Source organism: Dyadobacter sp. 32 (assembly GCF_902506755.1).
GTDB lineage: Bacteria > Bacteroidota > Bacteroidia > Cytophagales > Spirosomataceae > Dyadobacter.
Genome location: NZ_LR735258.1, coordinates 1,060,004 through 1,072,302, shown reverse-complemented (window position 1 = coordinate 1,072,302; position 12,299 = coordinate 1,060,004). Strand labels below are relative to the sequence as shown.

The following is a 12,299-nucleotide window of genomic DNA, read 5'->3' as shown; positions in this document are numbered from 1 at the left end:
GCTTGATTTCATGTGTTAGCCGAACATTTTGTAAGGGATCCTTAAAAGGGTTTCCGCATTTAGGAGAGACAGCAGTAATAATGGTTCATTTAAGTCGAGCATAACAGTCTATTCCGCTTTTAATCGGCCTCGGAATTCGAATTGCCTTGTGGCCGTCTGTTAGTTTCATTATGCCCTCAAGAGAGGAAACGGAATGGCGGGCCTTAATTATAACCGGGGGGAAGTCAGAACCATGGCTATCGTCCCTGTGGCCCATTGCTTGGTTTGGTGGTGTTAAGTCAATTTTAGACCTGCGCCACTTAATTTGTATTGGCAAAATACAGGGGCGTAGCCCTGTCCTCTTCTTTGCAAAATATCCAATTGAAAGAATGGGGGGAGTCCTGATATCTCATACAATCGTATCATTCCCAAAGGCATTGCGCATCACATTCAATTCCAAATTCCCTGTAGTGAGCATGCAGGTAGACGCGGTATAAAAACAAAGCACTGCCTTCCGAGTATTTCTTTACCCGACGTTTTTATACCTTCCTCGTTAGTAGAATTAGAAGGATTGTGCGGCGCCTTAAATAAGGGGTAACAACAATCAATTTCACTATTAGCCATATCAGAATGCGGGAATGACGCGGTTTAAGTACCACGTCATTTCACTAAAAGGATGTATTAATTGGTGGATTGTTCGGTTTGCAGGCAAATGATGCAGGACGTATTTATTACTTTTTTTGTTCCAGGCTGTCTACCTAACCATATGAATTGTTGATAAAACGGCTAGGTTGCAATTGTAAATATTATATTTATTCAGAGTAGGAATATTATTAAGTTGCTGTAAATGAGTAGTAGTATAGCGCAATATATTTTTTTTGTATTGTACATTTTAAAATATTTAAAAGTATAAAAAGGTTATAAAGTATAAAATGTATTTAAAATTATACTATGTATTAATAGTATAAAATGTAAATAATTTGCTGATAACTATTAATAGTATTAAAAGTATAAAACCTTAAATAACCTTTTTTACTTTTTCAAAGTATTAAATGTATAGTTTCGTCATTTTATATTTCAGGCCGTGAGCACGAGAACTATATCTAAACTCCTGACCATATCGGGATCGTTTGGAACATTTTTCGCTGGCTGAATGATCTGCGAAAGGCAAATAGATTACTGGTAAGGAGAACCAATACATAGGGGGCCAAAATGCACAAGGTCGTGCCTTATTTAAGAATGGTGAGCCCGCCTTTGTATGATTGTCGGGTATATTGAATGATGTAATAGTAATAACCTCCCGACATATCAGCGGGGCACCAGCTTTGGTTTAATGTCTGCGTATAAAATACCCTTTTTCCCCAGCGGTTAAAAACAGTAATATCGATGAAACTATCGCTGCAGCTGCCGCTTGGAAAGTCGTCAAAAACGAAGCAATCGTTTTTACCGTCATTATTGGGTGTAATTACATTGGGAATCTCGGGCATGGGTTGAGATTCGGCATCCTTAATTGTGATTGCCACGGATGTGGTATCCAGTGCAGCCACGCAGCTTTTATCAATGGTTACAAAGTCGACTGTAAAGGTTTTTTCCGAAGCGCCTTCCAGTAGAGCACATTCGGGATTCCAGCCATAGGAGGATGTGATCTGCAGTTTGCCTGTTTTTTCGCTGAACGACATGCCGAGGGTTTTCAGATCAAACCCACGTCCGGAGGCAGATAGGGTAATGGTGTTGGTGTCGGGGTCACTTGCCACTACATTAAATGAAATACCACCACTTGTGCCTAGATTATAGGTCATGCTCTGATTGCTCAATGAAGTGGTAACAGACGGTGCTGTATTGGGAGATTGGTCTATGATAAAGTAAATCGGTTTGGTAATAACGTAAGGGTTTGCTTCACAGCGCATATCCTGCAATTTGAAATCCACAGCCAGGGTATCACCCTGTTTTGCATTACATGGAGGAGTCCACGTAAAGTTTTGTTGCACTGTTGCTTTTCCGCTTATCTGGTTGAATTTCATTGCCAGCGATGAAAGCGTAAAACCACGGCCCTGCGCCGACAGCAAGATGTCATCCTGATCTGCATCATTGCCAAAAACAGTAAATGTGACAGGCGAACCAGCACTGGCATGAACATATTCCCCTGGCAATGATGTAGTGATTGCCGGCGCCGTATTGGCGCTGTTGTCACGCCTTATGAATATGGTCAGTGTATCGGTCAGTGGAACCGGGCAACTTTCATCTTCTGCAAGAAGTTCTATCCGAATGGGCCTGTTGTCATAGGATATAAAACATTCTTCCAGGCAAATTTGAAAGCGTAACGTATCGTTATCCGCAGAAGTGGTAAACTGAGCAGGAAGTAGGGTGAAGTAGTTTTTTGTTGCGTTGATCGTTTGTCCGTTTACCCGGATCATCTGATTAATGGTTGGGTCGGTCACCATTACTTCAAAACACATCGGATCGTCCTTTTTTACGGTAATGATTTCATTTCCGTTGTAATAGCTTCCTTGGCCTACGGGTTTAAATAGGAGTTTTGGCGGCTCCATTTTGGGACAATCGACCACCTTAAGCTGAAAATCGCGGGTAAGACTACCAATTTTTACACCGTCGCGAAATTCATCCACTTTCACGGCAAATACATAAAGCCCGGTGTTGGCAGGCGTGACCGACAGCATTCCGGTTCTTTGGTCAACGGTGAGTGGTTTTGGTCCGGGTATCATGTTGGAGACTGAGATTCCATCAATCCAGGTGAGTCTGGGGTAGTTGGAAGAACCACGGCCGGTAGCACTTGGGTTGTTTTTGTCTGAATAACCTTGCATAGGCGTTATCAACGAGTAGGAGAGGCTGTCACCATCCGCGTCCGTACCGCCAAAATTGAAAAAGAAAGGCGAATTCACGCAGGCGTAATCACCCTGAATGGCAGGAAATATGGGTGATGAATTTTTGAAAGTGTTGTTGTTTTTTACAACAGGCGGGAATTCAAGGTAAAATAAGGAGCCCGCATCGCCGGGATCTTTAATGTTCGTAATGGTACCGTTTCTGCAGCATCGGTCCCATATCATGTAATATCCCTGGGGATCATTAAAAGCGGCGACATCGAGTCGGACGTCGATGCTGTAAGTGATCATGTATGTCTGTAAATTTGCTATTCCACACTCGGGATTTGCGTAGGAAACAGATTTTCGTTCTACTTTTGGGGCTTGAACATAACCTAGAGCAGCATTATCCCTTTTACGAAAGACGTAAATATTCGCAAATTGATCCTCTGCTCCGGGATTTCCGTTTAGTGCGTCGAAATACATGGTGAGGCCGATCCTGTGGGCATAGGTACTGCCAGGATTATCGACTATGAATAGTTGGCCACCTACAATGTGGGTGGCCTGCGCTTTGGTTAAAAGAAATATGAGAATGAACGATAGGATCAATCTAAGTTTCATGGCTTGCATTATCTGTAAAATTTTTTCCGGTAGATTAGAATTTAGAAATTAAAATCAAGAATATGTCCAGGGGTGCAAAATATGAATACGTTGAAATTACGGATTTCGCGGCAGAAGGCAAATGTATATTTAAATCAGAAGATGGAGTAATTTTTGTTGAAGGAAATGTGGCTCCCGGTGATGTAGTAGACCTGGAGGTGGTAAGGACGAAGAAAAAATTAAAGGAAGCTGTGGTTACCAGGATTCACAAGGCTTCTTCCATGCGTGCCGAACCTTACTGTTCGCATCATGGCGTGTGTGGTGGATGTAAATGGCAACATATCGACTATGCAAACCAGCTTCGTTTTAAAAGGCAACAGGTAGTGGATCATTTCGAAAGGATTGGCAAGATCAAGAACGTGGAGATCAATCCAATCCTGCCCGCCTCTCAAACTGAATATTACAGAAACAAACTTGAGTTTACATTTTCAAACTGGCGATGGCTCACCCGGGAGCAAATGAGCAGTGGTGAGGAATTCTCCAAGAATGCTTTGGGATTTCACGTACCAAAACATTTTGACAAAATTTTCACGGTGGACCACTGCCATCTCCAGCCAGACCCTTCTAATGCAATACGTAATTCATTGCATGCCTTTGGTGAGCAAAGTGGCATACCTTACTATGATGTGAGGTTCAACAGAGGTGTATTGAGAAATGTGGTCATTCGCACAGCTAATTCAGGCGATATTATGGTCATCGTGCAGTTCGGTGAGCAGCACGATCAGGCGATAGAGGCGGTGATGCAGTACATGCAGCAAAGCCATCCTGAAATTACTTCACTGAACTACATCGTGAATCTGAAAGGGAATGATTCGTATCAGGATCAGGAAGTAATCAACTATTCCGGAGAAAAAACAATCCGGGAAACGATGGAGGATCTCACATTTTTGGTTGGACCAAAGTCCTTTTATCAGACCAATTCTGCTCAGGCTTTCAATTTGTTTAAGATCACCAGAGAGTATGCCGGATTAACCGGAGAAGAGTCTGTTTTTGATCTTTATACCGGAACAGGTACCATAGCCAATTTTGTGGCGCGTCAGGCGAAAAAGGTAGTAGGCGTGGAGTATGTTGAGGCAGCAGTGGAAGATGCCAGGATCAACTCTGCATTGAATGGGATCAAAAACACCTCGTTTTTTGCGGGCGATATGCGCCGGGTAGTAAATGAAGACTTTTTGCGGATTCACGGCAGGCCACAGGTCGTCATTACAGATCCACCACGTGCGGGAATGGATGTACCCGTGGTGGAAACCATACTGAAAGCGCAGCCTGATCGGATTGTGTACGTAAGCTGCAACAGTGCCACACAGGCGAGAGACCTGGCTCTGATGTCGGAGGATTATGAGGTAACCAGAGTACAACCGGTGGATATGTTCCCTCATACGCATCACGTGGAGAATATTGCTTTACTGGTGAGAAAGTAGATGGGCCTCGGGCATGGGGCAGAGGGCATGGAGCTTGGGGCTTGGGGCTAGGGTGGGGGTAATAAGTTTCCTATGCCCCGGGCACTCAAAAAGGTGGTTCTTCGTTAGGGCCTTTGTAGTCAAAATTGCTCAGGTCGTTGGCCTTGCTCCTGATTGTTCCAGCCGATAAGGAGGACTGGCTCTCAAAGGAAGCAATTGGATTCGCAGTATTGATGGGTCGATCCATAGCGTAAGGCACCGGAGCATACTGTGAATCCAGATCGGCAAACTTGGTGAACTTACCTATAAACCTGAGTTGAATGGTGTCCAGCGAACCTGCCCGGTTTTTGGCAAGGATTACTTCGCCTATGCCAGCTACTGAGTTCCCCGTTTCGTCCTCAGTGATACCATAATATTCGGGACGGTACAAGAATATTACCATATCTGCATCCTGCTCGATGGATCCGGATTCCCTTAAGTCGGACAATTGTGGCCTTTTTTCGCCACCGCGCGTTTCTACGGCACGGCTTAGCTGAGATAGTGCTATCACCGGCACATCCAGTTCTTTGGCGAGGTTTTTAAGAGATCGTGAGATCATTGCAATTTCCTGTTCACGATTTCCTGCGCCTTTGCCACCGGTATCGGCGGTCATTAACTGAAGGTAATCAATGACAATCATCTGAATGTCGTGCTGGGCCTTTAACCTTCTACATTTAGCTCTTAACTCCAGGATGGATAGGGCGGGTGTATCATCGATAAAGATGGGGGCGTTGGTCAGCTTGTGAATACGTTTGTGCATGTGATCCAGATCCTCATTCGAGAGCCTTCCCTTCCGTATTTTTTCACTGTCTATCTCTGCTTCCGCTGAAATGAGACGGTTTACAAGCTGTACAGAGGACATCTCAAGTGAGAAAATTGCAACGGCCATATTAAAATCGACAGCGGCGTTACGAAGGGAAGATACAACGAAGGCTGTTTTTCCCATACCCGGGCGGGCTGCCAGGATGACAAGTTCCGTTTTTTGCCAGCCCGATGTCACACGATCCAGCGCACTGAATCCTGATGGGACGCCGGTAACGCCATCCTTCTGGTTTCGTTTTATGTCTAACTCCTTTATAGCCTGCGCCATAATGGAGCCCATATCCGAATAATTTTTCTTGGTACTCGCTTCTGATATCTGAAAAATGGATTGCTCCGTTTTGTCCAGAAGCCGGAAAACATCCGTCGTGTCTTCATAGGCCTCACGTAAAATCTCAGACGATATTTTGATCAACTCACGTTTAACAGCCGCCTGAAGAATGATGCGTGCATGGAACTCAATATTAGCTGCTGAATTAACCCGGCCTGTTAAAGAAATGATATATGAGGCACCACCAATCATTTCCAGCTCGCCGGTGCTTCGCAACTTGGCGGTAACTGTAAGCATGTCAATCGGCTCAGAATCCGCAAATAGTGTTACAATGGCCGTGTAGATACGTTGGTGAGATTCCTTGTAAAAACTGTCTGCTTTAAGAATGTCGGCTACGGCGGTAAGTGCGTCTTTTTCAAGCATCAAAGCACCTAAAACCGCTTCTTCGACATCAATGGCCTGAGGAGGTAATTTTCCAAAATTTTGCTCTACGGCTGGTGTTCTTGAACTAACTGTTCGCCGGGGTGAACCGTTTGATTTAGCTCCCTGTTTACCTGATTGATTGTATGTAATATCATTTTCCATATTGATACAAAACTAATCATATCGGGCGTCCGGGAAAAGAAAGTAAGGGTAAGTATTTTTATTACATCGACTCCTTGGGAGTGATGGGCTGATTATGAAATAGTTGATCTGAATTTGTTTATTTTACATCGTTAGGTATTGGGCATTACTTATTAATTCTATTCATTAGTCGGCTATATTTCGGTTATTATTACTAAATTTTAGACGAATTGACGTACAACTAAACTTATAATCATTTGCTAGAAAAAATCATCACACTCGAAGATGTATCCATGGTTGATTTTTTGGGTATTCATAATACAAATATCAGGGAAGTAGCTGCAGCTTTCCCTCAGAGTAAAATTATTTCAAGAGGAAACGAAATCCGGATACAGGGTACTGCGCCGGAGATTATGAAGATAACGGAGCTGCTGGATTCACTGGTGGTGCACTATCAAAAGTATGGAAAGGTCACGAACGATAATGTGCGGGGTTATTTGACAGGCATTACAGCAACGCAGGCAAAGCATGTAGAGGATGATGATGATGTAATTATCTATGGAAACAAAGGTCTGGTGGTTAAGGCAAAGACGCCAAATCAAAAATTGCTTGTGGAACAGGCCTACAAGTATGACCTTGTTTTCGCCGTTGGTCCCGCCGGAACCGGAAAAACCTATACCGCCGTGGCTATTGCCGTGAGGGCACTGAAAAATAAAGAGGTTCGTAAAATTATCATAACCCGTCCGGCGGTGGAAGCAGGGGAGAATCTGGGATTTTTACCTGGTGATTTAAAGGAAAAGATCGATCCCTACTTGCGTCCAATTTATGATGCGCTTGACGATATGATTGCGCCTGAGAAGTTGAAATTGTATCTGGAAAGCAGGGTAATTGAGATTGCTCCACTCGCTTACATGCGTGGACGAACGCTGAATAATGCATTCATTTTGCTCGACGAGGCTCAAAATACCACGCCCATGCAGATGAAAATGTTTTTGACGAGAATGGGGCCCAGTTCCAAGGCAATTATAACCGGAGATAAATCTCAGATAGATCTTCCGAAAAACCAGAAATCTGGTTTGATTGATTCTTTAAATCTTTTAAAAGGGATCAAAGGAATCAGCTTCGTAGAGTTAGATGGTTCGGATGTGGTGCGGCATCGCCTGGTGAAAGATATTCTTGCTGCGTATGAAAAATCGGAGCAATAGCTTCATAGCGGGTATTTGCCTCATGTCATCAGGACTTTTGTATCCGATGACACTCGTGGCACAACTTAGTGCAGTTGATTCCACTGTGGTTCGATGCGTGACCGATGAAGTGGATCAGTTCAAAAGACAAACAAACGCTTCTTATAAAACAGGCCGAATAAATGCAGAACGATTAATCGAAAACTACATTACGGAGAATCGTTCAGCCTTCAGGATTGCTGCTGATGAGATCATACAAATTCCGGTGGTGGTGCATGTCATTCACAATCAAGCGGATAATCGGATTGGTGGTGCCAATAACACCAATATAAGTGACGAGCAGGTTTACAGTCAGATAGCGGTCCTGAACGAAGATTACAGAAAGAAAGAAGGAACCAACGGGCATAACACCGATCCTGTGGGGGCAGATACAGGGATAGAGTTTGTGCTGGCGCAGTATGATCCGGATGGACGTAAGTCAAATGGGATTACACGTCATTATTCGACAAATTCTCGTTTTAGCCCTTACACCGATGACGATGTTCTGGCAGGAATTTCTTCATGGCCATCTGACAAGTATCTCAATATCTGGGTATGCCCGATGAGTTCGGGATATCTGGGCGTTGCGCAGCTGCCTTCGGTGACGGATGTCAACGGCCTTGATAACAGCAAAAAGGATTTTGGCCTCACGGATGGTGTTATCATTGATTACAGATATTTTGGCAGTGTTCAGCACTTGTCTGCGGCAGGTTCTATTACCAGTAAGACTTATGATTTGGGGCGAACCACCACCCATGAAGTTGGCCATTGGCTTGGGCTGCTCCACACCTGGGGCAATGTGGATAACTTCTGTGGTACAGATTACTGCGCGGATACCCCTCAGGCAAAAGCCGGCAATCTTACATTTGTGTGTGATTCCAGGTTCGTTGAATGTGAAGTTCAAACCACACGGGTAATGATTGAAAATTACATGGATTATTCGCCTGATTTGTGCATGAATATTTTTACAAATAATCAGCTTGAACGTATCAGGGCGGTTCTTGCATTGAGTCCCAGGCGGGCAGAGCTTGTAAAGTCATCAAGAGAGCAAAGACTGGAACCTGCTGAGAAACTTACATTGGAATTGTTTCCCAATCCTTCCGATTCGGAGTTGTTTGCCAATGTAAGATTTCCGGATTTCCAAAGCTTTTCACTTTCGTTGTATGACCAGCGAGGTATTCTTCTAAGCGTGATACGATTTGATAACGTCTGGAGCCGAAAGGTTCCCATTAACACGGAGGGACTTCTGTCGGGCCTTTATATTTGTAAAGTTTCTACGGGTAATGAGTCGGTGAGTAAGCGTTTTGTCATAAAATGAGGCGTTAATTATGGTTGCCAGGCTGCCTTTTGTGGGGTTTGTTTTTTTCCTGGCCAGCGGGATCGTTTTGGGCAATTCGATTTGGCAACTGTTAGAGGTCACGCTCAGCATGATTGTGCTTACTGGCTTCCTGCTGGCTGCTATGGCCTGTCTGTTTTTTGTATATCGGCGGCATAATCTGGTTTCAGTAACATTCGCTGTTTTTCTGGTTGTTTCAGGAATGTTCTCCTGTATGTTCCGGAACCAGCTTTTACAGCAGGAGTTAACTCAATTCAGCGCCGTTCCTTACCAACATTATGAGGCCTATGTAAAGTCAATTCCAGAAAAAAGGAAAAAATCTTTACGCGTTGAAATCACGGTGAAGGGTTTGAAAACGGACAAAGGTTGGACTTCGGTGAACACAAATGCGCTCGTCAATTTTCCCTTGGACGCCTCCATAATTCCCCAGCCGGGTGATCGGATTGTGGTTCGCGGCCAGTTGAAGCAACCCCAGGGTCCACTAAATCCGGAGGAGTTTGACTATCAAAAATATCTTTGGAATAAAGGTATTGTCTGGACGGGTTATTTGCCTTCTGGTTCCTATCAGGTTATTAAGAGTAATGGGAACTTGTGGAATCCTTTCTTTTGGAGTGTTTATGTTTCGCAATGGGCGGATAAGAAATTCAGAGAAAATATTCAGGACGATCGTTCCTATGGACTTGTAAAAGCGATGCTCCTAGGACGACGTGACGATCTGAGAACTGATCAGGTCGACGATTATACTACTTCCGGAACGGTACATATTCTGTCGGTATCCGGAATGCATGTTGCGCTGATATTTCTTGTAATCAGTGTCCTTTTGGGCTGGATGAAGCGTTTACCTGGTGGTAAATATTGGTATATGGCCACTGTGATATCCTTGCTTGTTTTTTATTCCATGGTCACAGGCTTACCCCCATCGGTCCAGCGGGCAACGCTGATGTGCATTGTATTTGTTGTTGCCGAAGTTTTCCTGCGAAAGCACAATGCTATAAATACCCTCGGTGTTTCCGCTTTTTTGATTTTGTTGCTCGATCCATTTGCGTTATACGATGTGGGTTTCCAGTTGTCGTATCTGGCGATGTTGGGTATTTTTCTTTTCTACAAGCCTCTTGAAGCAATATGGTCACCTTCCAGCTGGCTGCTCCAAAAAACCTGGCAAATCACTGCGCTTTCATTTGCAGCACAGTTGGCCACCTTTCCCCTAAGTGTTTATTATTTCCATCAATTCCCATTTTACTTCTGGCTGGTCAATCCATTTATAATTGCGTCAACAAATGCCCTGCTGCCAGGGGCAATGCTGTTGCTATTTGTGAGTTTGTTTCCATTGGAGCCGATACAATGGTTGGTCAACGCGATCGTACACCAACTTGCATATTTTACCAATTTTTCCGCATCCATCCCAAAACTGCTGCCAGGTTACCTTATTGATAATCTCTATCTGGATCCAGTTGAAATCGTCCTGCTTTATACGCTGATGTTATTTGCTTTCGGAGCCTATGAATCCCGCCGACTTTCTTATCTGAAAAGGGTTTACGCGTCCACAGCTTTGTTAACGATTTACAGCCTTTCCGTGATTATACAAACCTATTTTACCTCTGCGGTAATGTTTCATGCCGTTCCCCGCCACAGCGTGATCAGTTTTAAAGAGGGGAGCAGACTTTATATTTCAAGTAATCCTGAATTTCGGCTCGACACGAATGCTTACAACTTTTACATCCGTAATTATGCCATCCGGGAAGGTATATTGGAGAAGGTGTATCTCAGGAATGGGGAAGACGCGAATTTTACCGGCTTACACTGTCGACAGGCCGGCCATGGTTCTCTGATAAAGTTTGGTGAAACTACAGTGTACAGAGGTCCATATCCTGCATCCGTTCCGCAGGTGAATTACCAATTGTTGACCGATGCGAAATATCCGAAAAATGAATCTCTCAAAATTGCAGGTAACCCTATGTTTTTATTAGGTGGTGATGTGGGGCAAAAAACGGCAGAAAGATGGAAGCAGGTGATTCAGAAGCATGGAAACGCCTTTCATGACCTGCGGGTAGCCGGTGCCCTTTTACTGCACTGAATAAATTCTGTTAATTTCGGCAGTGAGTTTTCGGTCCCATTTTTCCTGAGCGCCTGCATTGATCCCGTGTCCGGTTTCTCCATCGTAGTTTTCCTGCTCAGTGTTCATCTCCCTGAATGATTCCAGAAACTGGTATTGAATTTCGCTGTCAAAATCGTCAATAGTCAGATCAGCCTTTTTCAGGCGTTCCTTAAATCGCTCGACGACTACCCGGGTTACATCAAAATGAAGCTGTTCGTGCCGGATTGTATTCGCATTTCTTGCATTGGCATTACCCCATGACATGCTCTTTACCATAAACACTTTCAAGCCTATTTCCAAAACCATATCGGCACCCTTGGGGAATGATCTTCCTTCATACGCAAAACTGGTAAAAACCGCAGCTGCATATCTGCTTCCTACTTTCCCTTTACCCCTGAAATCGTCCCATATTAAAGGCCGTTTTGGGTGATAAAATACCGTATCGCCATCGTTTCTTCCCTGAATATCTTTGAAAATAAGAATGAGATTTCTGGCCAGGGCAGCATTTTTCCCCACATTTCCCAGCATCCATTTTTGGAAATGTATAATGGATTGATCCAGCATTTGGGTCACAAGTTTGGCATGATCATAATCCCTTTCGGTACGTCCGTACGTGACAGTGGTCTGAAAACTGGTAAGTTCTATAGCCTGCATGTTTCTGTACCAGCGGAATGATACATTCAATTTAGCCTCTCCGTTGACCTTGTTTGGCCCCATACGTTTTTCTGTCAGCGCCAGATCTTTGATTGTGATGTATAAGGGTACATATGCCTGCTCCCTTTTTTGAACCGTTTTTGACCAATAGCTGAAGAGTTCTTTTTCAGCGGATTTTGGCAAAAAAAGGGGAGTTTCACGTCCAAATACGATTATTTTCCCCAATGTTGCGCCGGGAGCCCTTCGACGGTCTTCTACTTCCTGAATGAAGAATTGATTTTGTCTTATCAAGGATGTATTTTCTTGTTTCAGATTGAGCAGTACTCTATCCTGTTGTGCCAGCGTTTTGGCGTAAACAACCAAAAACAGTGCGGATAGCAGTAATCTGAGTACGCAAATTCTCAATGTATATTGAATCCAAAGCATGCTTTGTATAAGTTTGC

Annotated in this window: 7 protein-coding genes; 4 read left to right on the top strand and 3 right to left on the bottom strand. The window is 43.9% G+C overall.

The features are described 5' to 3' along the window. Positions 1-1,208 precede the first annotated feature (1,208 nt). A complete protein-coding gene (locus tag DYADSP32_RS04235; protein ID WP_149243890.1) occupies positions 1,209-3,416 on the bottom strand; it encodes a gliding motility-associated C-terminal domain-containing protein in 2,208 nt (735 codons plus the stop codon). Positions 3,417-3,478: 62 nt separating this feature from the next. On the opposite strand from DYADSP32_RS04235, the gene rlmD reads away from it, so the two are divergent. Then, on the top strand, positions 3,479-4,876 hold the full coding sequence (gene rlmD / locus DYADSP32_RS04230) for a 23S rRNA (uracil(1939)-C(5))-methyltransferase RlmD (RefSeq protein WP_149243891.1): 1,398 nt from the start codon (positions 3,479-3,481) through the stop codon (positions 4,874-4,876). 85 nt (positions 4,877-4,961) lie between these two features. Here rlmD and dnaB read toward each other — a convergent pair whose 3' ends face one another. Further along, positions 4,962-6,569, bottom strand: a complete 1,608-nt coding sequence (dnaB, locus tag DYADSP32_RS04225) for a replicative DNA helicase (protein ID WP_149243892.1) — start codon at positions 6,567-6,569, stop codon at positions 4,962-4,964. Positions 6,570-6,805: 236 nt separating this feature from the next. Between dnaB and DYADSP32_RS04220 the strand changes: the two genes are divergently transcribed. From DYADSP32_RS04220 to DYADSP32_RS04210, 3 genes are read left to right on the top strand one after another with little or no spacing between them, the layout of a single operon-like run. Then, positions 6,806-7,753, top strand: a complete 948-nt coding sequence (locus DYADSP32_RS04220; protein ID WP_149243893.1) for a PhoH family protein — start codon at positions 6,806-6,808, stop codon at positions 7,751-7,753. Next, the gene (locus DYADSP32_RS04215; RefSeq protein ID WP_149243894.1) at positions 7,734-9,089 is read left to right on the top strand and encodes a M43 family zinc metalloprotease; all 1,356 of its coding nucleotides are present in this window, start codon (positions 7,734-7,736) and stop codon (positions 9,087-9,089) included. The genes DYADSP32_RS04220 and DYADSP32_RS04215 overlap by 20 nt, the downstream gene beginning before the upstream one ends. Before the next feature lie 10 nt (positions 9,090-9,099). After that, positions 9,100-11,181 (top strand): ComEC/Rec2 family competence protein, encoded by a 2,082-nt coding sequence (locus DYADSP32_RS04210; RefSeq protein WP_149243895.1) that lies wholly within the window; start codon positions 9,100-9,102, stop codon positions 11,179-11,181. Here the strand turns inward: DYADSP32_RS04210 and DYADSP32_RS04205 are convergent. After that, positions 11,170-12,282 carry a hypothetical protein gene (locus tag DYADSP32_RS04205; protein ID WP_414617507.1) on the bottom strand — a complete coding sequence of 371 codons (1,113 nt, stop codon included), beginning with the start codon at positions 12,280-12,282 and terminating at the stop codon, positions 11,170-11,172. The genes DYADSP32_RS04210 and DYADSP32_RS04205 overlap by 12 nt on opposite strands. Between the last annotated feature and the right edge of the window lie 17 nt (positions 12,283-12,299).

What these genes read in the sequence shown, in the direction of transcription:
- DYADSP32_RS04235 (WP_149243890.1), bottom strand. Translation starts at nt 3,416, where the DNA reads ATGAAACTTAGATTGATCCTATCGTTCATTCTCATATTTCTTTTAACC.
- rlmD (WP_149243891.1), top strand. Translation starts at nt 3,479, where the DNA reads ATGTCCAGGGGTGCAAAATATGAATACGTTGAAATTACGGATTTCGCG.
- dnaB (WP_149243892.1), bottom strand. Translation starts at nt 6,569, where the DNA reads ATGGAAAATGATATTACATACAATCAATCAGGTAAACAGGGAGCTAAA.
- DYADSP32_RS04215 (WP_149243894.1), top strand. Translation starts at nt 7,734, where the DNA reads ATGAAAAATCGGAGCAATAGCTTCATAGCGGGTATTTGCCTCATGTCA.
- DYADSP32_RS04210 (WP_149243895.1), top strand. Translation starts at nt 9,100, where the DNA reads ATGGTTGCCAGGCTGCCTTTTGTGGGGTTTGTTTTTTTCCTGGCCAGC.
- DYADSP32_RS04205 (WP_414617507.1), bottom strand. Translation starts at nt 12,282, where the DNA reads ATGCTTTGGATTCAATATACATTGAGAATTTGCGTACTCAGATTACTG.